This is a genomic window from Pandoraea sp. NPDC087047, assembly GCF_044745225.1.
Classification (GTDB): domain Bacteria; phylum Pseudomonadota; class Gammaproteobacteria; order Burkholderiales; family Burkholderiaceae; genus Pandoraea.
On record NZ_JBIUZU010000007.1, the window covers coordinates 247,832 to 274,039 of the forward strand.

The 26,208-nt window shown below is 64.3% G+C and carries 19 protein-coding genes, 1 pseudogene and 1 riboswitch; of the genes and pseudogenes, 12 read left to right on the forward strand and 8 right to left on the reverse strand.

Going from position 1 to position 26,208, the window contains the following annotated elements:
• Positions 1–104: 104 nt before the first annotated feature.
• The gene (locus tag ACIPHM_RS15475) at positions 105–1,028 is read left to right on the forward strand and encodes a LysR family transcriptional regulator (protein ID WP_400329668.1); all 924 of its coding nucleotides are present in this window, start codon (positions 105–107) and stop codon (positions 1,026–1,028) included.
• Positions 1,029–1,079: 51 nt separating this feature from the next.
• On the opposite strand, the gene ACIPHM_RS15480 is transcribed toward ACIPHM_RS15475, so the two are convergent.
• Positions 1,080–1,679, reverse strand: a complete 600-nt coding sequence (locus ACIPHM_RS15480; protein ID WP_400329671.1) for a TlpA family protein disulfide reductase — start codon at positions 1,677–1,679, stop codon at positions 1,080–1,082.
• A gap of 61 nt (positions 1,680–1,740) precedes the next feature.
• Positions 1,741–2,898, reverse strand: a complete 1,158-nt coding sequence (locus ACIPHM_RS15485) for a transglutaminase-like domain-containing protein (protein WP_400329674.1) — start codon at positions 2,896–2,898, stop codon at positions 1,741–1,743.
• A gap of 189 nt (positions 2,899–3,087) precedes the next feature.
• Between ACIPHM_RS15485 and selD the strand changes: the two genes are divergently transcribed.
• Positions 3,088–4,167 (forward strand): selenide, water dikinase SelD, encoded by a 1,080-nt coding sequence (selD, locus tag ACIPHM_RS15490; RefSeq protein WP_400329676.1) that lies wholly within the window; start codon positions 3,088–3,090, stop codon positions 4,165–4,167.
• 104 nt (positions 4,168–4,271) lie between these two features.
• Here the strand turns inward: selD and ACIPHM_RS15495 are convergent, their stop codons facing one another.
• The 4 genes from ACIPHM_RS15495 to ACIPHM_RS15510 all read right to left on the reverse strand — a co-directional run bounded on the left by ACIPHM_RS15495 (position 4,272) and on the right by ACIPHM_RS15510 (position 9,049).
• Positions 4,272–5,093: an alpha/beta fold hydrolase gene (locus ACIPHM_RS15495; protein ID WP_400329679.1), complete on the reverse strand. Its 822-nt coding sequence runs from the start codon at positions 5,091–5,093 to the stop codon at positions 4,272–4,274.
• A 14-nt stretch (positions 5,094–5,107) separates the two neighbouring features.
• Entirely contained in the window at positions 5,108–6,679 is a 1,572-nt protein-coding gene (locus tag ACIPHM_RS15500) for a benzoate-CoA ligase family protein (protein WP_400329681.1), read from the reverse strand.
• A gap of 245 nt (positions 6,680–6,924) precedes the next feature.
• Positions 6,925–8,520 carry a 3,4-dehydroadipyl-CoA semialdehyde dehydrogenase gene (locus ACIPHM_RS15505; RefSeq protein ID WP_400329683.1) on the reverse strand — a complete coding sequence of 532 codons (1,596 nt, stop codon included), beginning with the start codon at positions 8,518–8,520 and terminating at the stop codon, positions 6,925–6,927.
• Positions 8,521–8,578: 58 nt separating this feature from the next.
• The gene (locus tag ACIPHM_RS15510; protein ID WP_400329686.1) at positions 8,579–9,049 is read right to left on the reverse strand and encodes a DUF4863 family protein; all 471 of its coding nucleotides are present in this window, start codon (positions 9,047–9,049) and stop codon (positions 8,579–8,581) included.
• 271 nt (positions 9,050–9,320) lie between these two features.
• Here ACIPHM_RS15510 and ACIPHM_RS15515 point away from each other — a divergent pair, with 271 nt between their 5' ends.
• The 5 genes from ACIPHM_RS15515 (at position 9,321) to ACIPHM_RS15535 (ending at position 15,625) form a co-directional block, all read left to right on the forward strand.
• Positions 9,321–10,235, forward strand: coding sequence for a helix-turn-helix transcriptional regulator (locus ACIPHM_RS15515; protein WP_400329689.1), 915 nt, complete (start codon positions 9,321–9,323; stop codon positions 10,233–10,235).
• Between the two features lie 112 nt (positions 10,236–10,347).
• Positions 10,348–12,003, forward strand: a complete 1,656-nt coding sequence (gene boxC, locus ACIPHM_RS15520) for a 2,3-epoxybenzoyl-CoA dihydrolase (protein WP_400329691.1) — start codon at positions 10,348–10,350, stop codon at positions 12,001–12,003.
• 97 nt (positions 12,004–12,100) lie between these two features.
• On the forward strand, positions 12,101–13,528 hold the full coding sequence (boxB, locus tag ACIPHM_RS15525) for a benzoyl-CoA 2,3-epoxidase subunit BoxB (RefSeq protein WP_400329693.1): 1,428 nt from the start codon (positions 12,101–12,103) through the stop codon (positions 13,526–13,528).
• Positions 13,529–13,566: 38 nt separating this feature from the next.
• Entirely contained in the window at positions 13,567–14,823 is a 1,257-nt protein-coding gene (boxA, locus tag ACIPHM_RS15530; RefSeq protein WP_400329695.1) for a benzoyl-CoA 2,3-epoxidase subunit BoxA, read from the forward strand.
• A 220-nt stretch (positions 14,824–15,043) separates the two neighbouring features.
• Positions 15,044–15,625 (forward strand): DJ-1/PfpI family protein, encoded by a 582-nt coding sequence (locus tag ACIPHM_RS15535; protein WP_400329697.1) that lies wholly within the window; start codon positions 15,044–15,046, stop codon positions 15,623–15,625.
• Positions 15,626–15,704: 79 nt separating this feature from the next.
• On the opposite strand, the gene ACIPHM_RS15540 is transcribed toward ACIPHM_RS15535, so the two are convergent.
• Entirely contained in the window at positions 15,705–16,223 is a 519-nt protein-coding gene (locus ACIPHM_RS15540) for a DUF523 domain-containing protein (RefSeq protein ID WP_400329700.1), read from the reverse strand.
• A 152-nt stretch (positions 16,224–16,375) separates the two neighbouring features.
• Here ACIPHM_RS15540 and ACIPHM_RS15545 point away from each other — a divergent pair, with 152 nt between their 5' ends.
• Positions 16,376–17,827 (forward strand): hypothetical protein, encoded by a 1,452-nt coding sequence (locus tag ACIPHM_RS15545; protein WP_400329702.1) that lies wholly within the window; start codon positions 16,376–16,378, stop codon positions 17,825–17,827.
• Between the two features lie 27 nt (positions 17,828–17,854).
• On the opposite strand, the pseudogene ACIPHM_RS15550 reads toward ACIPHM_RS15545, so the two are convergent.
• Positions 17,855–18,805: pseudogene (locus ACIPHM_RS15550) on the reverse strand (LysR family transcriptional regulator).
• A 120-nt stretch (positions 18,806–18,925) separates the two neighbouring features.
• On the opposite strand from ACIPHM_RS15550, the gene ACIPHM_RS15555 reads away from it, so the two are divergent.
• The 4 genes from ACIPHM_RS15555 (at position 18,926) to ACIPHM_RS15570 (ending at position 26,139) form a co-directional block, all read left to right on the forward strand.
• Positions 18,926–19,936, forward strand: a complete 1,011-nt coding sequence (locus tag ACIPHM_RS15555; RefSeq protein WP_400330026.1) for an NAD(P)-dependent alcohol dehydrogenase — start codon at positions 18,926–18,928, stop codon at positions 19,934–19,936.
• 31 nt (positions 19,937–19,967) lie between these two features.
• Positions 19,968–20,075: riboswitch (ZMP/ZTP riboswitch) on the forward strand.
• 98 nt (positions 20,076–20,173) lie between these two features.
• A complete protein-coding gene (gene glyA, locus ACIPHM_RS15560) occupies positions 20,174–21,421 on the forward strand; it encodes a serine hydroxymethyltransferase (RefSeq protein WP_400329705.1) in 1,248 nt (415 codons plus the stop codon).
• An 18-nt stretch (positions 21,422–21,439) separates the two neighbouring features.
• Positions 21,440–21,922 carry a transcriptional regulator NrdR gene (nrdR, locus tag ACIPHM_RS15565; protein ID WP_400329707.1) on the forward strand — a complete coding sequence of 161 codons (483 nt, stop codon included), beginning with the start codon at positions 21,440–21,442 and terminating at the stop codon, positions 21,920–21,922.
• Between the two features lie 464 nt (positions 21,923–22,386).
• A complete protein-coding gene (locus tag ACIPHM_RS15570) occupies positions 22,387–26,139 on the forward strand; it encodes an autotransporter domain-containing protein (protein ID WP_400329709.1) in 3,753 nt (1,250 codons plus the stop codon).
• Positions 26,140–26,208 lie beyond the last annotated feature (69 nt).

Genomic DNA, 26,208 nt, shown 5'->3' on the forward strand with positions numbered 1-26,208 from the left:
ATCGGGGAGAGAATGCACGGATGCCGCGCGGGACCCACTCAGAGTAGGGCGATTGCGCTATATTGTCCAATATATGGAAGTGACTTAATTCATATTGAAACAATATGGCAAATATCGATGTGCGCTTGCTGCGCTACTTCATTGCAGTCGCCGAAACCGGGCATATGACGCGTGCTGCGCAGCGTCTGGGCATTGGGCAGCCGCCGCTCTCGCAGCAGATCCGGTTGCTGGAGACGCAATTGGGTGTAACGCTCTTCGAGCGCCTGCCGCGCGGCATGGCGCTCACCGACGCCGGGCAGGCGTTCCTCGCCGATGCCCTGGAGGTCGTGCGCAAGCTCGATCAGGCGGTCGACGATGTGCGACGCGTGGCGGCGGGCGTCAAGGGGCGGCTGTCGGTGGGCTTCACCAGTTCGGCGGCGCTGCATCCGTTCGTGCCGACGGTGATTCGGGCCTTTCGCAGCGATGCGCCGTCGGTCTCGTTGATGCTCGACGAGGCCAGCACGGGCGAGTTGCTCGACGAATTGCGCGACGGGCATCTCGATGTCGCGTTTATTCGTCAGCCACAAGGGAATACCGGCGAGATCACTGTCGTGCAGGTGCTGGAGGAGCCGATGGTGCTGGTGGTGCCCTCAGCGCATCCGCTCGCACTCACCGGGCGCGCCGGTAAAGCCGCCGTGCCAATGGCGGCCATCGCGGCGGAGAAGCTGATTCTCTATCGTCGACGCGCGGGCCAAGGGCTTTACGACGCCATCATCGCCGCCTGCCACGGCGCGGGCTTCAGTCCGGCAATCGAGCAGGAAGCGCCGCGGCTGCTCACCACACTCTCGCTCGTTGCCGCCGGGCTCGGGGTGTCGGTGGTGCCCGCGTCGCTCATGCGCATGCAGGTGGAGGGCATCGTCTACCGGCCGCTCGCACCGCCCCCGCGTGCGCCGCTGTGCTGCGCCTATCGGGAGGGCATACTCGCCGGGCCGACGGCACGCTTGCTCGATCATGTGCATGCCACGGCGGCGTCGATCGCGGCCGAATGAGGCGGGGCAACAGGGTAACAGGGGCATTGCACGATAGCGCAATAGCGCGGCTCAAGCCGTCGTGCTGCCCGTTTGCGTGAGCAGCGCTTCGATGTGCCCGTGCAATCCCACGTCGCGCCAGTCCAGCTCGCCCATACGCCAGAAGCGCGCGTTGCCTGCACGGTCGACGAGATATGTCGCGGGCAGGCCGAGCGAGCCGTACCGCTTGTAGACCGCGCCGTCGGGGTCGAGCAGCACGGTGCCGTCGATGGGGAGTTTGTCGACGAACGGCTTGACCGTGGCGAGCGGCTCCTTGTAGTTCACGGCAAGCAGCGACAGGCCGCGCTGACGATACTGACGCACGACTGCGCCCATTGCCGGAATCTCTTCACGGCAGGGGGCGCACCACGTGGCCCAGAAATTCAGGATAACCACGCGCCCGCGATACTCGGACAAGGCGTGTGTCTTGCCGTCGAGGCCTTCGAGCGCGAAGGTGGGCGTGGCGCCACGCCATGCCGAGAGCGTGCCGCCGGATGTCCCGGCGAGCGCGCTGTCGTCGACCTCCGCCGCGCCTTTCACCGGTTGCGCCGCTCGCACCTGTGCGCCGCCTGCGCCCAGCGCGCCGACAGCACCGATGGCCCCGAGCGTGTGAAGAAAGTGACGGCGTTGCATGGTGATACGCTCCTTGGTGAGCTTGTGACGCACGTGATGAGTGTGAGGGTCGCGACGGGGTTCAGGCCGTGATTTCGCGGGCGTTCATGCGATAGCGGAAGGTGTCCGGATCGAGGCTGTCGAGCCGGGCGCGCGCCACTTCGCCATTCGGATACATGAGAAACGGCACCGTGGCGTCGCGTGCGACTTGCGCGCCCGGCAGCGCAATGTCTGCACCGTGGTTGAACGCAACCCAGTTCATTTCCCATTGGCCGAAGAGCATGGCGCGCGCCGCGCGCACGCGCAGATCGTCCAGCGGCAGACCACCCGGGACTTCTTCGAGCACGACCTTGCGCACGTCCGCCGGGTCGACCGGCACCCAGCCATAACCGGCGGCATAGAACTCGGCGCGGCAATGCTGGGCGCGTGTGACGTCCCCCGCCTTGCCCAGGCTGTTGAACCCGTGACGCGACGTCGCCACGCGCACGCCGTAGGCATCGCGCGCCGGGATACCGACCGAGCGCGCCAGCGCCGTGAAGAGTGCGTTGATGTCGGCGCATTTGCCCGCGAGATCGCCCGTGGTGAGCAGATAGCGCACGTCGCCCGTGCCGCAGCCGCGCACCGAGCCTTCGCGACGGCAGTTCTCCACGATCCATTGATAGATCGCGCGCGCTTTCTCCACGTCGCCCTTTTCACCGCGCGTGATTTTCTCGGCGGTTTCGCGCACCAGACCGCCGGTCGGTTGAAGCTCGGTCGGCTGAAGGTACTGACGAAGCACCGCGGGCGATTCACGCGGCGCACTGGCTGAGGGCGGCTGCGACAAATCGACGTGCCGATCCCGGGTGGCGAAGGTATTGGTGAGCGTGACAGTGCGGGTGTCCTGGGCGGCTGCGTCGGGCCACGCCACGGCGAGCATGGGCACGCCGACGCCCGCTGCCCCGCGCACCGTGCGCAGCCCGGCCTGGGCTCCTGGCGCGTCCCAGCGCGTGGCGAGGGCATGCTGATATGCCCCCGAGGGCGACGCCGCCACCGGCAGCCAGACGTTCGCGGGACCGTTCGCCCCCGTCCCGGCGGGCAGATCGACCTGCGTCGTCAGCTCGAACGTGCGCCAGCCCTCGGCAGCACTGAGCGCGGGGATGGACGAGGACGCGGCGCGTGCCTGGGCCGGAATCAACGACGTGGAGAGCAGGGAGGCGGGCAGGGCGCAGGCGCCCAGCGAGAGGAAGCGGCGGCGTTGCATGATGTGGGTCCCCTTTTGCGTCAGCGCTCACGGCGCATGGTGGTAGGGTACAGCGATGCGAAAGTGTCCTGCGATGCAGGGACGATGTGACGCGGTAGCATGGCGTCATCGACCGCCATTTCGAGACATGGCGATGGGCCAAAGCTGCTTCATAATACGTCGACTTCAGGAAAACGAACACCAACGACCATGACCGCAAACGATGCAACTCAAGCGGGCGCCGCGCCGGCCGCACCGCGTCTGACTTCGCTCTCGCACGGCGGCGGCTGCGGCTGCAAGATTGCGCCGGGCGTGCTTTCCGAATTGCTTGCCCGCAACGAGGCGCCGCTGCCGGCGCCGGCCGCGCTGCTCGTGGGCACCGAGACGTCCGATGACGCCGCGGTTTATCAGCTCAACGACGAGCAGGCCATCATCGCGACGACGGACTTCTTCATGCCGATCGTCGACGACCCGTTCGACTTCGGGCGCATCGCCGCCACCAACGCGCTCTCCGACATCTACGCGATGGGCGGCAAGCCGATCTTCGCGCTGGCCATCGTCGGCATGCCGATCAACGTGCTGCCGCGCGAGACGATTCGCGACATTCTGCGCGGCGGCGAATCGATTTGCGCCGAGGCGGGCATTCCGATTGCGGGCGGCCACAGCATCGACTCGGTCGAGCCGATCTACGGCTTGGCGGCGCTCGGCGTGGTGCATCCGAAACGCCTCAAGCGCAATGCCGACGCACAGGCCGGCGACGTGCTCGTGCTCGGCAAGCCGCTGGGCGTGGGGGTGATGTCGGCGGCGCTCAAGAAGCATCAACTGGACGACGCGGGCTATCGCCGCATGATCGACGCGACGACGCGTCTGAATCGCGTCGGCCCGGCGCTGGCCGCGCTGCCTGGCGTGCATGCGCTCACCGACGTGACCGGCTTTGGCCTGCTCGGCCATACGCTGGAAATGTGCCGTGGCGCAAATCTCGCCGCCTATCTGCGCATGTCCGACGTGCCGCTGTTCGATGGGGTGCGCGAGTTGGCCGATATGGGGTGCATTACCGGGGCGTCCGGTCGCAACTGGGCGTCGTACGGGGCGTCGGTGGCGCTTGGGGAGCGTCTCACGACACGTGACCGCGATCTCCTGTGCGATCCGCAGACCGCCGGTGGCTTGCTGGTGTCGTGTGCGCCGGGGGCCGTGGATGACGTGCTCGCCGTCTTCCGTGCCGACGGCTTCATCGAAGCCGCCATCGTGGGCGCGATGCGTCCGGGCACGCCGGGCGTTCGCGTCATCTGAGGCGGATCGTCCGCTGCTGGCGGGGTGGCGCTGACGTCGGCCGAGCCGGCAACGTCAGCGCGAACGTCCGCCGAACCCCGGATGACGCCCGTGACTTCACATCCTCACGCTGCCTGACGCTGCGCGTGCGCGTCAACGAAAGCCACGATGGCCTCGCCTACCGGTGCCGGCGCATCGCGATGCGGCGAATGTCCGCATGACGGCAGCTTTAGCACCGTCGCGTGCGGCACGTGCGCGGCAATGCTGTCCATCTGCGCCATCGTGCCGTACTCGTCGTCTTCCCCCTGAATCGCGAGCAGCGGCTTCGAGATGCTTGCCGCTGCGCCCACCAGATTCCACTCGCGAAACGCCGGGTTCAGCCAGATATCGTTCCAGCCCCAGAACGCCGAATCCACGTCGTCGTGATAACGCCCGAGTCTCAACCGCAGATCGGTGCTCTCGTACACGGTCTTCGTTTTCGCGATGCTCTCGACCGACACATCCTCGACGAATAGGTGCGGCGCCAGCACGACTGCGCCCGCGAGCCGGTCGGGGAACGCGGCAGAGAACAGCAGCGCGATCGAGCCGCCGTCGCTATGACCGACGAGCCACACCCGATCCGCTTGCTTGGGACCGACGCCGAGGGCATCGAGAAACGCGGGCAGCACTTCGCGCGCCTGACGGTGCATGAAGTCGACCGGCCACTTCTCGTCGTGCGGGCGCGGTGTCGAGTGGCCATAGCCGTTGCGCGAGTACACGAGGCCGCGATAGCCGCCCGCGTCGCACAACTGCTGCGGCCAGTCCTTCCACATCGCGACAGAGCCGAGCCCTTCATGCAGAAAGACCAGTAGCGGGGCACCGGTGTGCTCGCGGTTGATCCACTGATACTCCAGCGAGAGCGCGCCGTGCGAGGCTGTCTCGATCCGGGCGAACTGTACGTCCGACATCTTCTTCTCGTCTCCTAAAGCAACTCGCGCAGCTTGAAGCGCTGAACCTTGCCGGTGGCCGTCTTCGGCAGGTCGTCGACGAACACCAGCTCGCGAGGATATTTATGGGGCGCCAGACGCGCTTTAACGAAGGCCTTGAGTTCCGTGGCCATTTCGTCCGTGGCGACGATGCCCGGCTTGAGCACGACGAACGCCTGTGTCTTGGTCAGACCGTTGTCGTCGCGTCCCACGACTCCCGCCTCGAGCACCGCGTCGTGCTGCATCAGCACCATCTCGACTTCGATGGGCGAGACATACTGGCCGCTGACCTTGAGCATATCGTCACTGCGCCCCGCATAGACGTAATACCCCCCCGGCAGACGCTGGTACTTGTCGCCGCTCCTGAGCCAGTCGCCGAGGAAGGTGGAGCGCGTCTTCTCGCGATTGCACCAGTACATGAGCGCGGCGCTCGGCCCCTTGATGTACAGATCGCCGATCTCGCCGTCGGGCACGGGCTGGCCGCTCTCGTCGCGCAACTCCACGGCGTAGCCCGGCACCGGCAAGCCCGTGGTGCCGTAGGCGACCTGCCCCGGACGGTTCGACAGGAAGATGTGCAGCATCTCGGTCGAGCCGATACCGTCGAGAATCTCGGCACCGAAGTGCGCGGTGAAGCGCTCACCGATCTCGCGCGGCAGCGCCTCGCCCGCCGACGTGCACAGCCGCAGCGCCACGTCCGCGCGCGCGGGCAGGTGGGGCGATGCGAGCAGGGTGGCGTAGAGCGTCGGCACGCCGTAGAAAATCGTCGGGCGATGCTGGCAAAGCCGCTGCGCCACGGCCTGCGCCGTCGGACGTTCCGCCATCAGCACGACCGTTGCACCGACCGACAGCGGGAACGTCAGCCCGTTGCCCAGCCCGTACGCGAAGAAGAGCTTGGCAGCGGAAAAGACGACGTCGTCCTCGCGAATGCCGAGCACAAGCCGACCGTAGGTTTCGGCCGTCCAATACAGGTTCGCATGCGTGTGCACGGTGCCCTTGGGCTTGCCGGTCGAGCCGGACGAGTACAGCCAGAACGCGATGTCGTCGCCCGCGGTATCGGCGGGCAGCGCGCTGGGCGGTGCGTTGACGAGCGTGTCGAAGGTGGGCAGGGCGGTCGCGGTGCCGGCTTCGGCCGCGATCGGTTGCGAGACGATGCACGGCGGTGGCGACCCTGTCTCGGCGACCTTGTCGAGCGCAGCCTGCACTATCGGCATGAGCGCGCCCGAGGCGATCACGAGTTGCGCCTTGCTGTGCGAGATCATGTACGCGTAGTCGTCAGCCGTGAGCAGCGTATTGACGACGACGGGCACGACCCCCGCATACAACGCGCCGAGAAACGCCACGGGCAAATCGACGGTGTCGAGCATGACGAGCAGAATGCGTTCTTCGCGATGCACGCCCGCACGCGCGAGGCCGGTGGCGAAGCGTCGGCTTTGCTCGGCCAGTTCGCCGTAGGTGAGGGTTCGCGTGTCGTCCAAATAAGCAGTCTTGGCAGCGCGCCCGCGGCCAAGCGACGCCAAATGCGCGGCGAAGTTGAAGTTCGCCGGCGGTGGGGTGAGTACGGCTTCCATGTTGCCTCCGGTGGATCACCGCGCGGACGCATCGCACACCAAGGGGCGAGGCACGCACGGCGTAAGTTCTATTCAGCGCTCTGACGGCGCCTCTTTGCTTCACCTTGACTGCGACGGCTTACGACTGCTGCTGCTGGCTCAATATTGGGTACGGCATTGGTACGGTTTGTGGCGCGATTCGGCTCGATGTCTCGATGTCTCGATGTCGCACCGATATCACGCCGATATCACGCCGATATCGCGCACTACGACTTCGGAAGTTCGACGGCGTCCTGCGTCAGCGCTTCGACCAGCGCGGCCGGGCCCTGAATGGCCGAGCGCACGTGATAGAAGCGCAGGGCGCGCAGGCCGCCCAGTTCCTCGCCGCCACCGGCGCGGCCGGGACCGCCGTGCAGCGATTGCGGCATGACGTTGCCGTGCCCGGTCTGCGTCTTCGCCACCGACGGATCGACGGCGTGCACACGACCGTGAGCGTCGGCCAGCGCAAGGGCGGGCGAGCGCATTGCGACGGCGTCGTTGCTGTACAGCGAGACGACAAGCGAGCCTTGTCCGCGCCTGGCGAGGGCTACGGCGTCATCGAGATCGCGATAGCCGACGAGCGTTGCCACCGGGCCGAAGACTTCGGTGTCGTGCACACGCTTGCCGCACGCCCCATCGCGCAGCCCCAGCAGCACCGGCGCCACGCACGCGCTGTGCGCGTTCGCATCGACGAAGGCGGCGTTGCGATTGCCGTCGTAGAGTGTTTCGGCTTCCGCCTGCAACTGCGCAATGCCTTCGAGCACCGCGCGCTTTTGCGCTGCGCTCACAAGCGAGCCCATCTTGACGGACGCGTTGCGGGGATTGCCGACGACGGTCTTGGCCAGACGCTCGGCAATCGCCGCTGCAGCAGCATCGAAGTGCTCGACGCTCACCATCGCGCGACGAATGGCCGTGCACTTTTGCCCCGACTTGACCGTCATCTCGCGCGCCACTTCGCGCACGAACTGGTCGAAGGCGGCGGTGCCCGGTGCGGCGTCCGGCAGCAGGATGGCGCTGTTCAGGCTGTCGGCTTCCACGTTGATGCGCGCCGAGCGCTCGGTGAACGCGGCATGGGCGCGCAGCGTGGCGGCGGTGTCGGCCGAACCGGTGAAGGAGACGACATCGAAAGGCCCGATCCGGTCGAGCAGCCCCGCAGCGCTGCCGCAGATCACCGACAGGCTGCCCGGCGGCAGGAGGCCTGCGGCCACGACATCGGCCACCATGCGTTGCGTAAGCCACGCGGTCGACGTCGCCGGTTTGACGATGACCGGCACGCCCGCGAGCAATGCCCCGGCCGCCTTCTCCCACAGTCCCCACGCGGGGAAGTTGAACGCGTTGATGAAGAGCGCCACGCCCGGTGTCGGACGGAACACGTGACGCACGGCAAACGTGGCGTCCTTGGCGAGCGGGACTGCAGCGCCGTCGAGCAGCGTATGGGCGTCGCCCAGCGAGGCGCCGAGCTTGGCGTACGTCGACAACGTGTAAATGGCGCCGTCGATATCGACAGCGGAGTCGGCGGCGACCGTGCCCGAATTGGCGGTGGCGATGGCGTAGTAATCGTCGCGATTGGCCTGCAAGGTCGCAACGATCTGCGAGAGCCGTTGCGCGCGCTCGCCGTACGACAGGGCACGCAGCGCCGGGCCGGCCGTCTCGCGTGCGAAGGCAAAGGCGGCGTTGAGATCGAGACCGGCGCTCGACACGTAGGCGAGCGTGTCGCCCGTCACGGGATCGGTGAGCGCAGTGCGCGCGTGCTCGTCTCCAGTGCCGGCCACCCATTGGCCAGCGACGTAGTTTTCCAGCAAGGCAGGGGTACGCATGTCCATCAATCGATGTGAAGCGAAGCAGAGGGGCGCACGGGGATGTGCGCCGGGATTTCAGCGCTCAGGCGCTGCGCGTGAATTCGATTGCGCCTTCGGGCAGCAGATAGAGCACGAGGGCGCGTCCGCTGGCGACGGTCGGCCGATGCGCAGTGCCCGGCCCGTACACACACCAGCCTGCGGAATGACCGTCGAACGTCGCGCCCGGCGTGAGCGGCATGATCAGATCGATTTCGCCATTGGGATGCACGTGGTGCGGCCCGGCCAGATCGGCCATGTCCACGACGTCGACGGAAAAGCCGTGCGTGCCGGGCGTGGGCTTGATGACGCGGCCATAGCGAATGCCGCCGCCTTCGCGGTTGCACAGCCAGCCCTCGGCCACACCGGCGCGGCAGGCGTCGGCCAGCGTGTCGTAACCTTGGGAGCCTGCGCCGTAGTGTGCGTTGAGCCAGTCGGCGAGCGAAGCGTCGAGAGCGCGGCCATCGAGTTGCCGTGTAACGTCGGCAATCAGCGCCTGAAATTGGGGCACATCCATCCATGTCTCCTGGGGACGTCGCAGTCGCTACACCGGTCGCGACGACAGCCTGCGCCTGCATCGCTACAGGCCGGCATCGTCGGAACAATGCCCTGTCGTTCGCGCGCATCACGGTCCGCGCACTGTCTGTTGGTATGACGCCGATCAATAACGGTGCGCAGCCTGGCTGGCCCGAGTTTGCTTTTTTACCGACGCATGGTGAAAATTAGAGCATGCAAATTTGGCTGTCAAGCAATATATTACATGTTACCTGCTTCGAGGATCTCATCCGATGAATAAGAGTGCGCAAGCCGATGGGGTGCCGACGGCGCGAGGCGCCGGTGATAAAGACCCGTTCCTGGTCGCGCTGGGCGAGCGGGTTCGGACGTTGCGTGCCCGTCGCGGCCTGACGCGTAAGGCGCTGGCGCTCGACGCGGGGGTTTCCGAGCGTCACGTGGCCAATCTGGAGTCGGGCGTGGGCAACGCGTCCGTGCTGTTCCTGCGTCAGCTCGCACAGGCACTAAATTGCACGTTGGCGGAAATCGTGGGCGACGAGACGACCTCGTCTGCCGAGTGGTTGCTGATCCGCGAGATCCTGCACGGGCGCGATGGCGAGGCGCTCACGCGGGCGCGTCAGGCGCTGAGCGAACTCTTCGCCGGGAGCGAGCGCGACCCGGACCGGCGCGGACGCATCGCCCTCATCGGCTTGCGCGGCGCGGGCAAGTCGACGCTGGGCCGCATGCTCGCCGACGACATGCATGTGCCGTTCGTCGAACTCAATCGCGTGATCGAACAACTCGCCGGCTGCCCGCCGTCGGAGATCTATTCGCTGTATGGCGCCACCGCCTATCGCCGCTATGAACTGCGGGCGCTGGAGGCCGTGGTGGCCGAGCATCCGCGCGCGGTGATCGCCTCGCCGGGCGGTATCGTGAGCGACGCCGCCACGTTCAATTTCCTGCTCACGCATTGCTATACGGTGTGGCTGCAAGCGTCGCCGGAAGAGCACATGAAGCGTGTGGTGGCGCAGGGCGATCTGCGTCCGATGTCAGGCAACGCGGAGGCGATGGACGATCTCAAGCGCATTCTCGCGGGCCGGCAGGACTTCTACGCCAAGGCCGACATGAGCTTCGACACGGGCGGACGGGCGCTCGCCGATGCCTATCTGCAACTGCGTGGACGCCTCGCAGTGCAGTTGTCGTCAGACTGATGTTTGTGTTTCTGCAAAATAATTCATTTTTCTTTGGGTTAACGATTGACGGTGGGTTTGTGCTGCACTATATTGCAATTCAACAAGATCATTATTCGAGTTGGAGGCAATCATGTTCGGCAAACCCCACGTCGACTACCGTACGGACCCCACGCAGTACAAGCACTGGAAGCTGAGTTTCGACGGCTCGGTGGCTACGCTCGCCATCGATATCGCGGAAGACGGCGGTATTCGCGAGGGCTACAAGCTCAAGCTCAATTCGTACGATCTGGGGGTGGACATCGAACTGCACGATGCCATCCAGCGCATCCGGTTCGAACATCCGGAAGTGAAGACGGTGGTGGTCACGAGCGCCAAGGACCGCGTGTTCTGCTCGGGCGCGAACATCTTCATGCTTGGCCTGTCCTCGCATGCGTGGAAGGTCAACTTCTGCAAATTCACCAACGAAACGCGTAACGGTCTCGAAGACTCCAGCCGTCACTCGGGGCTGAAGTTCATTGCCGCCGTGAACGGCGCCTGTGCGGGCGGCGGCTACGAGCTGGCGCTGGCCTGCGACGAGATCTATCTCGTGGACGATCGTTCGTCGTCGGTCGCGCTGCCGGAGGTGCCGCTGCTGGGCGTGCTGCCGGGCACCGGCGGCCTCACGCGTCTGACCGACAAGCGTCACGTGCGCAACGACCGCGCCGACATTTTCTGCACCATCGTCGAAGGCATTCGCGGCGAACGCGCCAAGCAATGGCGTCTGGTCGACGAAGTGGTCAAGCCCGCGCAATTCGCGCAGACCGTTGCTGCGCGTGCGCACGAACTGGCGCAAGGCAGCAACCGTCCGGGTGGCAAGGGTGTGACGCTCACGCGCCTTGAACGTACCGACGCGCCGGACGCCATCCGTTACGAATTCGTCGACGTGCAGATCGACCGCGTCAACCGCACGGCGAGCCTCACCGTCAAGGCGCCGAAGTCTGCGCCGCCGGCCGACATCGCCGGCATCAAGGCCGCAGGCATCAACTGGTGGCCGCTGAAGATGGCGCGCGAACTCGATGACGCCATCCTCAACCTGCGCACGAACGAGCTCGACATCGGCACGTGGCTGCTGCGCACCGAAGGTGACGCGAAGCACGTTCTCGCCGCCGACGCGTCGCTGCTCGCCCATCAGGATCACTGGTTCGTGCGCGAGACGATTGGCATGCTGCGCCGCACGTTCGCCCGCATCGATGTGTCGTCGCGCTCGCTCTTCGCGCTGATCGAGCCGGATTCGTGCTTCACCGGCACGCTCGCCGAATTCGCGTTTGCCGCCGACCGCACGTACATGGCGGCGCTGCCGGCCAGCGAGGAAGATGAACCCGCCATCACGCTCAGCGAAGTCAACTTCGGTCTGCTGCCGATGGTCACGGATCAGTCGCGTCTGGCGCGACGTTTCTATGAAGACGCGGCCGAACTCGACGCCGTGCGCGTCACCGTTGGCCGCCCGGTGCGCCCGGACGAAGCGGAGCGTCTGGGGCTGGTCACGGCCGCCGTCGACGATCTCGACTGGCCGGACGAAATTCGTATCGCCATCGAGGAGCGTGCCGCCATGTCGCCCGACGCGCTCACCGGCATGGAAGCCAACCTGCGCTTCAACGGCAAAGAGACGATGAACACGCGCATCTTCGGCCGTCTGTCGGCGTGGCAGAACTGGATTTTCATCCGTCCGAACGCCGTGGGCGAGAAGGGCGCGCTGAAGGTCTACGGCAAGGGCAACAAGGCGCAGTTCGATCTGAACCGCGTCTGACGACTGCGACACCCCACCGCCTGGCGCCATGCCCGGGCGGCTGGCATCGAACGAGACGTTTTCCACAGAATACGTACGAGACACGAGGATTCCCACGATGGCTTCGATCAACTACAGCGAGAAGATCCCCAACAACGTCAACCTGTCGGACGACCGCACGTTGCAACGCGCGCTCGAACAGTGGCAGCCGAACTTCCTGTCGTGGTGGGGTGACATGGGGCCGGAAGGCTCGCATGGATTCGACGTCTATCTGCGTACGGCCGTGAGCGTCGATCCGAGCGGCTGGGCGCACTTCGATCACGTGAAGATGCCGGACTATCGCTGGGGCATTTTCCTCACGCCGGGCGACGCCGATCGCAAGATTCACTTCGGCGAGCACAAGGGCGAAGCCGCGTGGCAGGACGTGCCGGGCGAGCACCGTGCGAACCTGCGCCGCATCATCGTCACGCAGGGCGACACCGAGCCGGCGTCGGTCGAGCAGCAGCGTCACCTGGGGCTGACGGCGCCGTCGATGTACGACCTGCGCAATCTGTTCCAGGTGAACGTGGAAGAAGGCCGTCACCTGTGGGCGATGGTCTATCTGCTGCATCGCTACTTCGGCCGCGACGGCCGCGAGGAAGCCGAGGCGCTGCTCGGCCGCCGTTCGGGCGACGACGACAATCCCCGCATTCTCGGCGCGTTCAACGAGAAGACGCCGGACTGGCTCGCGTTCTATATGTTCACGTATTTCACGGATCGCGACGGCAAGTTCCAGCTCTCCGCGCTGGCCGAATCGGGTTTCGATCCGCTCGCGCGCACCACGAAGTTCATGCTGACCGAAGAGGCGCATCACATGTTCGTGGGCGAGTCGGGTGTCTCGCGCGTGATCGCCCGCACGGCGCAGGTGATGAATGAGCTGAAGACCGACGACGTCTCCAGGCTGCGCGCGGCCGGTGTGATCGATCTGCCGACGATCCAGCGATACGTCAATTTCCATTATTCCGTGACGATCGATCTGTTCGGCGCGGACCAGTCGTCGAACGCGGCGATCTTCTACAGTTCCGGGCTGAAGGGGCGTTACGAAGAGAGCAAACGCGACGACGACCATCAGCTCAACGGCCAGATGTACCGTCTGCTCGATGTCGACAACGGCAAGCTCGTGGAGCGCGAAGTGCCGATGCTCAACGCGATGAACGAAGTGCTGCGCGACGACTACATCAAGGATTCGGTCGCGGGTGTGAATCGCTGGAACAAGGTGCTGGAGAAGGCGGGCATCGACTTCCGTCTGACGGTGCCGCACAAGGCGTTCAACCGCCAGATCGGCACGTTCGCCGGTGTACGTGTCTCGCCGGACGGCCGCGTCGTGAGCGAGACCGATTGGGCCGCGCACGAACGCGAGTGGCTGCCGTCGGCCGAGGATCGCGCGTACGTCGCGTCGCTCATGGGCCGCGTGACCGAGCCGGGCAAGTTCGCCAACTGGATTGCGCCGCCCCCGCTCGGCATCAACCGTCAGCCGATCGATTTCGAGTACGTGCGTTTCAATTGAGACGGCCGCAAGAGCCATCCCCACAAGGAGACAGCATCATGAACGGCCCCGTTCCGGTCGAAGTCCTGAAGCAGCATCTGATCGATCCGGAGATCTGCATTCGCTGCAACACCTGCGAGGAGACGTGTCCGATCGACGCGATCACGCACGACGAGAACAACTACGTTGTGCGCGCGGATACGTGCAATGGGTGCATGGCGTGTATCTCGCCGTGCCCGACGGGGGCCATCGACAACTGGCGCGACGTGCTCAAGGCCGAGGCCTACGCCGTCGACGATCAGCTCACGTGGGACGAACTGCCCGTGCAGGACGATGCGCTCGCGGGGCAGGGTGTCATTGGCGATGAGACGCAAGCGGCGCCGGGCGGCGCATCGTCGGACGCGTCGGAACCCGTCATCGGCGGCTCCGACCTCGTGCGCGGCTCGGTCGTGCCGCCGTGGTCCGCCGCAAAGCCCTACGTCAATTTGTACAACCACAAGGCGCCCATCCAGGCCACCGTGGTCGGTAACTATCGCGTAACGGACGCGAGCACGGAGAGTGACATCCGTCACATCGTGCTCGACTTCGGCAAGCAGCCGTTCCCGGTGCTCGAAGGGCAGTCCATCGGCATCATCGCGCCGGGCACCACGGCCGACGGGCGGGCGCATCATGCGCGGCAATACTCGGTTGCGTCGCCGCGCGATGGCGAGCGTCCCGGTTACAACAACCTGGCGCTTACCGTGAAACGCGTGACGAAGGACCATCACGAGCAGGCGGTGGGCGGCGTGTGCTCGAACTATCTGTGCGACCTGAAGAAGGGCGACGTGGTGAATGTGATGGGCCCGTTCGGCAGCACGTTCCTGATGCCGAACCACGCCGATTCGCATCTGCTGATGATCTGCACCGGCACCGGCGCAGCCCCGATGCGCGCGATGACGGAGTATCGCCGCCGCCGTCGGCTCAAGGGCGCGACCGGCAAGCTGATGTTGTTCTTCGGCGCTCGCACGCAGGGCGAACTGCCGTACTTCGGCCCGCTGCTGAATCTGCCGAAGGATTTCATCGACACCAATCTCGCGTTCTCGCGCACGCCGGGGCAGGCCAAACGCTATGTGCAGGACGCGATGCGCGAGCGTGCGGCCGATGTGGCGGCGCTGCTGCGTCACGATCACACCTACATTTACGTGTGCGGCCTGAAGGGCATGGAGGACGGCGTGCTGCAAGTGTTGCAGACCATCGCGGCAGACGCCGGACTCGACTGGCAAACCCTCTGGCAACGGATGAAGACCGAGGGGCGTCTGCATCTGGAAACCTACTGAGGTAACGAACCTGCGGGCTCGCGCTGCGGCGCGTGGCCCCACGATTGACCGACGGCGTTCTGCGCCGGCTTGACACCGCGTGCTTCGGCACGCGGTTTTTTTCGTCTGCCGGGCATGTGTCGTGCGGCGTGGCGTTTGACGCTGTCTCGGTGACGTCACCGGAATTGAGTAACATGGAGGGGCTGTTTCCCTTCCATTTTTTCTCTGAACGGAGAGTCACATGGGCAAGAAGCGGATTCTGGTGTTGGCAGGCGACTATGTCGAAGACTATGAGCTGATGGTGCCGGTGCAGGCACTCACGGCAGTGGGGCATCGCGTGGAAGTGGTGTGCCCCGGCAAGAAGGCGGGCGACAAGGTGCGCACCGCGATTCACGATTTCGAGGGCGATCAGACGTACAGCGAGAAGCGCGGTCACGACTTCACGCTCAATGCCACGTTCGACGGCCTCTCGCCGGCCGATTTCGATGCGCTGGTAATCCCCGGCGGACGCGCGCCGGAATATCTGCGTCTGAACGACGAAGTGCTCGCCGCCGTTCGGCACTTTGCCGAGAGCGACAAGCCGATTGCGGCGATCTGTCACGGTGCGCAACTGCTGGCGGCTGCCGGTGTGATCGAAGGGCGCGAGTGTTCGGCGTATCCGGCGTGTGCGCCGGAAGTGCGTCTGGCAGGCGGGAAGTATATGGAGATCGCCATCGACGACGCCCATACCGACGGCAATCTCGTCACGGCGCCGGCGTGGCCCGCGCATCCGGCCTGGATCGCGCAGTTCCTCGCTGTTCTGGGGACGAAAATCGCGCTGTGATGGGCCGCGGGGGTGCAATGCCCCCGCGTGTGTATTCGATCCTGTGCCGCTGTCGTGTGACGTGGTGCGCTAGCGACGGCTACTGATCGCTATCGGCGCTGCGCAGTCTGGCGTCCGCCAGCGCGAGCGTGTGCTCGCTGAACACTTCAATGCCGTGCTGCCGTAGCCACGCGGCCGCCACTCCCTCTCCCGCGATCTTCGTACCGGTGAACGAGCCGTCGTAAATTGACGCGCTGCCGCACGACGGACTCCCTTCCTTCAATACCGCGATACGAATGCCGTGACGCTGCGCCAACGTCAGCGTGCGGCGAGCGCCGTCGAGAAACGGCGCACTCACGTCGGCACCCGTGTCGTCGACCACACGGGCGAGCCCTTGCCATACCGCATTGCCGCCTGCGGCGTGCGCGATTTCGGCGGGCGGGCGCGGCGTAGGTAAGCCGCCGGCCACTTCGGGGCAAATCGGCGCGATCCAGCCTGCGGCGCGCCAGCGCTCGAGAATGGCGTTGGCATCGCCTTCACAAGGCGCGGCACGCCCGTGATAGCGAACGGGATGGCCCAACAGGCAACTGCTGACAAGAATTCGGGGGGACGTAGACATGCGGCGAGCCTATCACGTTAGGGGGGGAGAGGCGGATTTGTCCGAAGTTGTCCCATTTTCGAAAGCTGATTGTCTGGCGCCGCAGCAAGATTTGCCGATCCCAATCACGGGGCTCGCACCGCGACCCCGCCATACGAGCAAGGAGCGTGGTGATGGACCTCAACGCCTGTCCCTTCCTGAATCCGTGCATCAATACGTCGAGCGGCGCGGCCGCGCCGCCGCGTGACGATTTGTTGCCCGAGGCCGGCCCGCTCGGCACGTTCGGTGCCGTGATCGGGCATGACGGCAGTGGCGCGCCCTTGCCGGGTATCGGGCCGTATGATTTCTCCGCCGCCACGCGTGTGCCCGACGCGGTGCCGCCGGATCGTGCCGGTAATGCCGTTCGTATGTCGCTGACGCAGCAAGCGCACGCGTCGCAATATGTCGTGAAAGCCTGCCCGAGTGCGTGGCACGCCGCGCAGGCCTGGCTGGCGTCGCGACTTTTCGGCGCGTTGGGACTGGCAACGCCGACTGCGATACTGGTCAAGGGGTGTTCGCAGGCATTCGACGGTACGCAGGCGCCCGAGCGCATCTATCTGGCCACGACGTACCTGCCTGTCTATCGGCATCTCGGCGACTGGCTGGAAGGGGACGCCGCATGGCGGGTCATCGAGGGCTCGCACGACGATCCCATCCAGGCCGCCAGCCTTGAGCGCACGCGGGCCGATGCGCGCGAAGCCGGCCAGCAGATGGCCAACGTGCTGGCGCAGGCCGGCCACAAACCGTTCCCGTCGCTGGAAGGCGCCGCGGCCCGCGCGTATGCCGAAGCACTGCGACGGCGCAACGACACGCGCGGCGTGCTCTGCGGCGCGCTTCCGGCCGTCTATCAATGTGCGCTGGAGCGTCAGTATGTCGCCGCGCTGTGGTTGGGCAACCGGGATCTCTGCAACGTCTTCATGGAGAACATCGGCGTGTGGCGCGACAAGAACGATTTGCCTTGCATGATGACGGTCGACTTCGATACCTGCCTGGACCTGGGGCTTCAAGGCACGCTCAAGGACGAGGGCCATGAAGTCGCGCTCGGGCAGCGGCAATGTCTGGCGTCGCTCTCATCATCCCCATCGTCCTCACCGTCCTCATCGTCCCCTGCGCTCCGGTCGACGTTTCGCAGGGACGCGGCGTGTTTCGGCGCAACGCTGCCGCCCGGCGCGCTCGCTGACCTGACGCAGTTTCCGTACGGCGAACACTACGCCCCTTTCGTTCGACGACTGGCCGGGCTGGCCCGCGACGTACCGAACCGGACGGTGCTGGACGAGTTGAAGAACCCGACGAGTGTACGGGCGTTGGCCGCCGAGATGGCCTATCGGCTTGGCCGGATATCGGCACAGGAAGTGCGTCCGTGGGTGGAGAGTGCGCGGGACGTGGCTGGCGGCGAGTCGTCGGCAGCGAAGGCGCCGCTCAGGGATTCGGAGGCTTTCGTCAACCATCTCCTGACACGCCGGGACAGTCTCGTGCAGTTACTCGGCGGCACGTGGGCCGCGCAGGCATGGGCGCACGCGTATCCAATGCGCGCACGGGCTATCGACGCCCAGCAAGAGCCCTTCGGGCATCAGGCGGGCGCGTGAGGCGAGGTTGCGGCCAGCCGAAGATCGTCATTTCGTGACGTCATTCTGGGAGGCCGCCGAGGGCATGCCCAATAGCGCGGGAACAGCGTCAAGCAGCGCGTCGATGGCGGCGCGCAGCTTCGGCGACGGGTGGCGGGTGTCCGGCCAGACCAGATGCAGCGGCGAAGCCGGGGCGTAGATCTGCGGGAGCACCCGCACCAGTCTGCCGGTGCTTAGCGACTGCGCGACCACCCACTGGGGAAGGCAGGTGATGCCAAGCGCCTGCTCTGCGGCGTCGACGAGCGTGACGAGATCGTCCATCACGAAGCGGGGCGGCTGGCTGATTTCATGCGTCATCGGCAACGTGGGCCATTCAAAGAAAGTCCCGTGGCGTCCTTACATCAGCCGCACGTGCGCGGCAAGGTCATCCGCAGTTTGCGGCGTGCCATGCTCGGCGAGATAGGCGGGCGAAGCGCACAGCACCAGCGTCTGTTCACCCAGCGAGCGGGCTTTGAGTCCGGGCGTGTCGTCGATGGGGCCGCTGCGCACGGCAAGGTCGTAGCCTTCCTCGACAAGATCCATGCGCCGGTCGCTGAACGACAACTCTAGTCGCAACTGCTGGTGCTGCCTCGCCAGCGCCAGCAGCACGGGGGCAATGCACTGACGGCCGATCTGCACCGGCATGGTCACCCGTAGTTTGCCCATCGGCATTTGCGAGCCGGCGCTCAGGGCATTCTCGGCTTCCGACAGCTCTGCGAGCACTTTCGTACAGCGTTGATAGAACGTCTGCCCCTCGTCCGTCAGATGCTGGCTGCGCGTGGTGCGGTGAAACAGGCGCACGCCCAACCGAGCCTCCAGTCGGCCAACGCGCTTGGCGACGGCCGAGCGCGTCAGATGCAGCCGTGCGGCCGCGCCTGCGAAGCTCCCGGCGTCTGCCGCCGCCACGAAGGCGGAAATGCCCGACAACCGGTCGGGTGTGTAAAGCTCATTGGGTCTCATATGTCGTCAATGAGTGGATAAATTGCCAACACTGCCGCAAAGTATTCTCCAATAAGCTAAGCACGTCTACCCGGCGTACCGGGCGTTTCAGATCAGCATGAGGACTTGGCAATGACGACGATGCAGCAATGGCAGATGACGACCCTGGGCGAAGCCGCGCTTGAACGGGTGACGGTGGGCATTCCGCAGCCCGGGCCGGGCGAGGTGCTGGTGAAAGTGGGGGCGGTGTCGCTCAACTACCGCGACGCGCTGATGATCGATACCGGCATGGGTTTGCCGGTGACGTTCCCCTTCGTACCCGGCTCGGACATGGCGGGCGAGGTGGTGGCGGTGGGCGAAGGCGTCGCACGTGTCGCCGTGGGCGAGCGCGTCGTCAATACGTTCTGGGACCGCTGGATCGGGGGGCAGCCGGCCCCATCGGGCCTGAAAGTCTTTGGCGGGACGTTGCAGGGCGTGTTGCGCCAGTACGCGGTGTTCGACGAAGCGGCGCTGGTGCGGGCGCCGTCCACGCTTGACGACGTGGCGGCGTCAACGCTGACTTGCGCCGGACTCACGGCATGGTTTGCGCTGTTCGGTAATGGCCGCAAGCTGGTGGCGGGCGAGACAGTCTTGTTGATCGGAACGGGCGGCGTTGCGCTGTTCGGCGCACAACTGGCGCTGGCTCAGGGCGCGAAGACCATTGTCGCGAGCGGGAGCGAGGACAAGCTGGCCCGGGCGCGCGCCTTGGGCGTGACGCATGGCGTGTTGCGCCGGGAGGGCTGGGGGCAAGAGGTGCTTCGGCTCACGCAAGGCCGGGGCGTCGAGCAGGTGCTGGAACTGGCAGGCGGAGATATACAGGAGACGATGGCGGCGCTCGCGCAAGGCGGCAAAATATCCGTTATCGGCACGCTGGGTGGGGATTTGCTGCAATTGCCGGTGTACCCGGTATTGCTCAAGCGTGCTCATATTCAAGGCATCGGGGTTGGGCACCGTGACGGCCTGGAGGCGCTCGCGGCGCTAGTCGAGCGCCACGGTATTGCGCCAGTGGTCGACACCGTCTACGACTTTGCCGACTTCGGCCAGGCGTTGGCGCATCTGCGCCGCGGGGCCTTCGGCAAGGTCGTGGTGCGCGTGGCCGGGCCGGTTGCCTAACGTCTCAACCTCGCATAAACTGTCGACGCCACAAACCCCACGTGACTGGCGATTAGGGTGCACTGCATGGTGTGCCCGAGGTGGAGCAACCCACCGGGAAGCGTCGGGGTCTTATTTGCCGTTCGCCTGGGCAGCCGTGATGGTTGGTGCTGCCCTGTCTATCGTCTTCCGAAGCACAAAGGAAGGCGCGCTGCAGCATCCCCTCCCGGAAAACCTGTTCAATTCAACGCAAACGCCATGTTCGACAAATCGAAATCTACCGTTGCCTCCGTCGATCCTGAGATCTGGGCCGCGATTCAGAAAGAAAATCAGCGTCAGGAAGATCACATCGAGCTGATTGCTTCGGAAAACTACACCAGCCCGGCCGTGATGGAGGCGCAGGGTTCGCAACTGACCAACAAGTATGCGGAAGGTTATCCGGGCAAGCGCTATTACGGCGGTTGCGAGTATGTCGACGTTGTCGAGCAACTGGCGATCGACCGTGTGAAGGCACTGTTCGGCGCAGAAGCGGCCAACGTGCAGCCGAACTCGGGTTCGCAGGCGAACCAGGGCGTGTATTTCGCCATGCTCAAGCCGGGCGACACGATCATGGGCATGAGCCTCGCGCACGGCGGTCACCTCACGCACGGCTCGCCGGTCAACATGTCGGGCAAGTGGTTCAACGTGGTGAGCTACGGTCTGAACGAAGCCGAAGACATCGATTACGACGCCGCCCAAAAGCTGGCCGAGCAACATAAGCCGAAGATGATCGTGGCTGGCGCTTCGGCGTTCGCCCTGAAGATCGATTTCGAGCGCATGGCGCAGATCGCCAAGTCGGTCGGCGCGCTGTTCATGGTCGACATGGCGCACTACGCCGGTCTGATCGCCGCGGGTGTGTACCCGAACCCGGTGCCGCACGCCGACTTCGTCACCACGACCACGCACAAGAGCCTGCGCGGCCCGCGCGGCGGCGTGATCCTGATGAAGGCGGAATTCGAGAAGGCCATCAACTCGGCCATCTTCCCGGGTATCCAGGGTGGCCCGCTCATGCACGTGATCGCTGGCAAGGCCGTCGCGTTCAAGGAAGCCGCATCGCCGGAATTCAAGAAGTACCAGGAGCAAGTCGCGAAGAACGCCCGCGTGATGGCCGAGACGCTGGTCAACCGTGGCCTGCGTATCGTGTCGGGTCGCACCGAATCGCACGTGATGCTGGTCGACCTGCGCGCCAAGAACATTACCGGCAAGGCAGCGGAAGCTGCGCTGGGCGAAGCACACATCACCGTCAACAAGAACGCCATTCCGAACGATCCGGAAAAGCCGTTCGTGACGAGCGGTGTGCGTCTGGGCTCGCCGGCGATGACCACGCGCGGTTTCACGGAAGTCGAAGCCGCACAGGTGGGCAACCTGATCGCCGACGTGCTCGACAATCCGGAAGATGCAGGCAACCTGGCCGCCGTACGCGCAAAAGTGGCCGAGTTGACCAAGCGTTTCCCGGTCTACGGCTAAGCCGAAGGCGTCGCACGCATGCGCTGCCCGTTCTGCCGGCACGACGACACGCAGGTCATCGACTCGCGTGAAGCGGAAGACGGCGCAGCCATCCGGCGGCGCCGGAAATGCCCGTCGTGCGACAAGCGCTTCACCACGTACGAGCGTGTCGAACTGGCGATGCCGGCCGTCGTCAAGAAAGACGGCAGCCGCGCCGAGTATGACCGCGCGAAAGTGCGCGCCAGTATGCAGTTGGCGATTCGCAAGCGCCCTGTGAGTGCCGAGGCGATGGATGCCGCGATCGCGCGCATCGAATACAAGCTGTTGGCCGGTGCAGAGCGCGAAGTGATGAGCCAGCGTATTGGCGAGTTGGTGATGCGCGAGTTGAAACGCCTGGACAAGATCGCTTACATCCGCTTTGCGTCGGTGTATCGCAGCTTCGAGGACATTGCCGAGTTTCGCGATGTGCTTGAGGAGATCGACAGCACGGACTTGAAGCCCAAGCGTAAGCCCGTGGGCTGAGCCAGGGACGACGCTGGTGCGAGAGTAAGCGCTCGCAGGCGGCCGTGAGGGTCGCCAGTAGGAATGAGGGACGGAAAACCCGTCGTGCCTGTCAGGGCACGGCGGGTTTTTTATTGCCATCTCAAAGAGCACCGCATATCACGTATGTACAGACGTTGATTCACCTTGTTCGGAATATTTAAATCAACGTTATTTGCGGTTTTCTGAAATTTTTCTGTAAATAAGTTTCGATGCGGTGTTTGTCGTATTCTGGTGAACACTTTGGTTTTTGTCACTGTTTGTCTGGGAGTATTCATAATTTAATTCCATTTTTATTTGTTTTGGGTAATGGACCAAATGTATCGATTAAAGATGGGGTTGTGATGTAGCTAATCTTAGACTCGCCCTTGATCGTCGGCGATCGGTGTGCCGCTCTTGATGAGACGACGGCTGCCGTCGCTATTTCCAGATAAAGGGAGGGCCAAATGCCAGAAAAGTCTTCGAAGATTGCAGTGCTGCGTCAAACCAGGGTCTATATGGCAGTTGCTGCCGTGGTGGCGGCCGCCGCCGCATTTCCGGACATTGTGGTGGCGCAAGAGGACAAGGAGAGGACAGTACCAGCTGCGCACTCGCTCAGGGGATTGGCCATCGAACGATTGACGTCGAAGCTCAATAAAACGCTGGCGGAACGCGACGCGACCAACGAGGAGTACTTGCGTGCGTCGACCTGGCGCGGAGAAACCCGATATATCTGGGCAGCGTTGGAAAAGCCGGATCTTTACGAACAGAACGAGGCGTTAAGTCAAATTAGCGGGAGAGCCGACGAGCTGCTGGAAATGGCGGCAAAAGGTGAAGACGGCAAGCCCCTGGATTACGTCAAGTGGATGAGTATCGAGGATTTGAAACAAATCAAGGCCGGTGCGGATGCCATCAGAGCGAAATCAGGCGAGGAGCGATCGGAAGAGATTAAGAAATTATCGCAATTCCTGACGCGTCCGGACCGCGTTGAGGCACTGTTGGACAAGGGCAAGGTGCTATGGAACGACGAGGTGCGCGTCAGAGAAAAACTGGAAACGGTGACCCGCGCGGATGGCGACACTTTGAGCGCGCTCCTCGACCGATATGAGTTGAAGCCTGAATCGTCGAGTGGCGCCCCCGGGACGCTGGTTTCCTGGGAGCGCAACAACCTGGACGGCCTTAAGGCCGATATTGCGAACGAGGGTGACACCGATCTCATCGTCAAGAGCTCCACTCTCGAGATTACTTCGCGTTCTGGCACCATATCCGATCCGCTTGAGGGCGCGCCGTACCGTGAGCGAGAGGTCGGCACGTTGCGCGCTTCGGAGAAGACGCATCACCTCGTGGACGTCACGGACGGTCGGCTCAGCATCCACCAGGGCATTGAAGGTGCCGGTGACATGTTGGCGCTGGCTGCTGGCAAAAACGGTCGCATCGAGTTTGTGGAAGGCGGGTACGGTATTCGCGATACGGCCGAGGGCATCATCCTGCAGGCCGCGAGTGACGACGAGACCATTGACGAGGAGAGTCCAGCGTCGGATGCCTCTGGCGGCTCGATTGAATTCCAGTCCGGTACCAGTGCAGGAAGCGCTGATATCTCGATTCTCGGGCAGGGGCATTTGCGCCTCATCGGCGCCGACGCAGGGAAAAGCGAAATCCTTATCGAGACGGAGGGTGAGGCCTATTTCTCCGATGCCAATGTCAATCAAGCCTCGATAACCAACGAGGGTACGTTGGAAATCAGTGACTCGACGTTGGGGAAACTCGAGCTCGACAACGAGGGTATCACCCAGATCGCGGGCGGTGATGCCGGCCAGGCCGTTATCCAGAATGAAGACGGCGGCTACGTGGGCTTCTCTGGCACGCAACTCAAGAATCTTCAAATTGCCAACCACGGGATTCTCTCGATTGTCGAGTCCTCGGGTGGGAACGCCCGCATCGAAAATAACGGTGAGGCGGCGATCACCGATACGCAGCTTGAAAGCGCGCGGTTGATTAACCGAGGTGTCTTGACGCTGCAGGGCAAGACGACGGCAGATCAGGCGGCGATTCAAATGGACGGTGGAACGCTTGATGTGTCGGACATCGGTATGTCGATCGGGGGCGAAGACATGCCCGATAAGCGGATATCCGTCGGCTCTCTGGTGGGTACGGGCGATGTTTTCACCGGCGACACGAAGCTGGTGTTGGGCGCATTGAACGAAAGCGGCCGGTTTGACGGCAGGATCCTGGCTTCGAACATGGCTGAGCCGGAACGGATCCCACCCGCCTCGCAAGTCGTCAAAGTCGGTAAGGGCGACCTGACATTCGGCGGCGACCAACGCGGCATTTCCAGCCTGTCCGTCGAGCAGGGTGCGATAACGGCCGCACACAGCAATGCATTGGGCTCCGGCACGGTGAGGATTGCGCCCGGGGCGGCGATTACGTTGGCGACTGACGTCGGCGGTGTCGAGGAGATTGTGAACAACGGCGCGATTGGGCTGGGCATCCAGACGCTTGCCGTAAAAAAATACTCGTCCGACGGCGGTGGCGCCTGGATCGCTGCGGTCGTAGACAAGGTGAACGGGGTGCCGCAAGTCGGCGCCATCAGCGTCACGCGCGATAGCGATTTCCGCTCGACGCAAATCAATGTTTACGCCCGGGACACCCTCTCGCTCAACGACATGGTCGGCGTGGACTTGGGGGTGGTGCAAGCGAAAGAAGGTGCCAACGTCCAAGTCGGCAAAGTGGCCGTGGGGAGTATTCCGACCCGCATTCGCCCCAGAACCGGTATCGCTGCCGGGGACACGAACACCAACACGAACACCAACGCGAACACGAACACCAACGCGAACACGAACACCAACGCGAACACCAACGCGAACACCAACGCGAACACCAACACGAACACGAACACGAACACCAACACCAACACCAACACCAACACCAACACCAACACCAACACCAACACCGGGACGACCCAAGCCGGCACCGATACCAGTGACAGTGGCAGTGGCAACACCGTGAGCGAACCTTCCCGCGGTGGCACTACCCACGGCGTTGTGACGCTGGTCCCCAGTGATACCGTCAATTTACTCGCGGCGAACACTCGATACCGGGCTAATGAGCGAGCGGTGCTGAGGTCGGTGGATGGCGTCGCGTTGGGCGATCTGGTCTCGTCCAGCGTTGGCGGCAAGGTGCTGGCAGAGATGGCGTTGCAAACGGCGGGCTCGGCAGAGCAACGTTACTCGGCGCGTCTGCTCTCGGGCGAATCGCTGGTGAACAACGCGCTGGCCGCACAAAGCGCCGCGACGTCGTTCCAGCGCAGCATGCAGACCCGCATGATTGCCGGAGGCTCGATGTTCGACGATACGACCGCAAACGGGGCCAAGGCGTCTCGGAACGGCACTGTCGGCTGGGCCTCGTTCAAGGGCGGTAAATCCAGCCAGCGCGGTGGCGGCGTGTCGTTCGATGTGAAGAGCGTGGATGGCGCCATCGGTGTGGATCAGCGCATCGCTGACAACACGATCGTCGGCGCATCGGTGGGTATGGGTAACCAGAACTCACAGCCGGCCAAAATGCCGGGCGAGTCGAAGGTCAATAGCGTGAGCCTGGGTCTGTACGGCTCGCATCTGCACGACACGAACTGGTTCGTGAACGGCGGGATGTCGTACACGAATCACAACGTGAAGACGGACCGCCGGGTGGCCGCGCGTAGTGCCTCGGCGCGTCTCTCGGGCAAGACGAACGGCCGGACGTTGGGGCTGTTCGGCGAGGTCGGCAAGCGCTTTGGCGTATCGGGTGTGAACATCGATCCGTCAATCGGGGTACGGGTGGCATCCACACGTCTGGACGGCTTCGACGAAACGAACCGCACCGGCCAGGGCAACGACGGTCTGAAGGTGGACGCACAGTCGCAAACGTCCGCGCGCGGTGTGGTGGGCGTACGCCTGTGGCGCGAGGTGGCGGGCGTGGGCGGTGCGAAGGTGGCGCCGTCGCTGCGTCTGGCCTACGAGCACGAGTTCGGCAACACGCAGAGCATCCTGACGAACTCGATCTACGGCGCACCGCGCGCGTTCAAGGTGAGGGGCCCGAAGCTGGGGCGTGACATCTTCACGGCGGATCTGGGGCTGGAGATGTTGCTCATGAAGCAACTGGAAGTGCGCGTCGGCGGCAACGTCAGCCTGCGTAAGGGCGAAAGCGCCTACGGTGGCGGCATTTTGGCGAAGTATCGCTTTTAAGCCTGAGCGTCACGGCAGCCCGCAAGGCTGCCATGATGTACCGGCGTCGAACGAAAACCCGTCGTGCCT

Bases quoted from the DNA above. Each gene is read 5' to 3' on its own strand.
- ACIPHM_RS15475 (WP_400329668.1), top strand. From the start codon at position 105: ATGGCAAATATCGATGTGCGCTTGCTGCGCTACTTCATTGCAGTCGCC.
- ACIPHM_RS15480 (WP_400329671.1), bottom strand. From the start codon at position 1,679: ATGCAACGCCGTCACTTTCTTCACACGCTCGGGGCCATCGGTGCTGTC.
- ACIPHM_RS15485 (WP_400329674.1), bottom strand. From the start codon at position 2,898: ATGCAACGCCGCCGCTTCCTCTCGCTGGGCGCCTGCGCCCTGCCCGCC.
- selD (WP_400329676.1), top strand. From the start codon at position 3,088: ATGACCGCAAACGATGCAACTCAAGCGGGCGCCGCGCCGGCCGCACCG.
- ACIPHM_RS15495 (WP_400329679.1), bottom strand. From the start codon at position 5,093: ATGTCGGACGTACAGTTCGCCCGGATCGAGACAGCCTCGCACGGCGCG.
- ACIPHM_RS15500 (WP_400329681.1), bottom strand. From the start codon at position 6,679: ATGGAAGCCGTACTCACCCCACCGCCGGCGAACTTCAACTTCGCCGCG.
- ACIPHM_RS15505 (WP_400329683.1), bottom strand. From the start codon at position 8,520: ATGGACATGCGTACCCCTGCCTTGCTGGAAAACTACGTCGCTGGCCAA.
- ACIPHM_RS15510 (WP_400329686.1), bottom strand. From the start codon at position 9,049: ATGGATGTGCCCCAATTTCAGGCGCTGATTGCCGACGTTACACGGCAA.
- ACIPHM_RS15515 (WP_400329689.1), top strand. From the start codon at position 9,321: ATGAATAAGAGTGCGCAAGCCGATGGGGTGCCGACGGCGCGAGGCGCC.
- boxC (WP_400329691.1), top strand. From the start codon at position 10,348: ATGTTCGGCAAACCCCACGTCGACTACCGTACGGACCCCACGCAGTAC.
- boxB (WP_400329693.1), top strand. From the start codon at position 12,101: ATGGCTTCGATCAACTACAGCGAGAAGATCCCCAACAACGTCAACCTG.
- boxA (WP_400329695.1), top strand. From the start codon at position 13,567: ATGAACGGCCCCGTTCCGGTCGAAGTCCTGAAGCAGCATCTGATCGAT.
- ACIPHM_RS15535 (WP_400329697.1), top strand. From the start codon at position 15,044: ATGGGCAAGAAGCGGATTCTGGTGTTGGCAGGCGACTATGTCGAAGAC.
- ACIPHM_RS15540 (WP_400329700.1), bottom strand. From the start codon at position 16,223: ATGTCTACGTCCCCCCGAATTCTTGTCAGCAGTTGCCTGTTGGGCCAT.
- ACIPHM_RS15545 (WP_400329702.1), top strand. From the start codon at position 16,376: ATGGACCTCAACGCCTGTCCCTTCCTGAATCCGTGCATCAATACGTCG.
- ACIPHM_RS15555 (WP_400330026.1), top strand. From the start codon at position 18,926: ATGCAGCAATGGCAGATGACGACCCTGGGCGAAGCCGCGCTTGAACGG.
- glyA (WP_400329705.1), top strand. From the start codon at position 20,174: ATGTTCGACAAATCGAAATCTACCGTTGCCTCCGTCGATCCTGAGATC.
- nrdR (WP_400329707.1), top strand. From the start codon at position 21,440: ATGCGCTGCCCGTTCTGCCGGCACGACGACACGCAGGTCATCGACTCG.
- ACIPHM_RS15570 (WP_400329709.1), top strand. From the start codon at position 22,387: ATGCCAGAAAAGTCTTCGAAGATTGCAGTGCTGCGTCAAACCAGGGTC.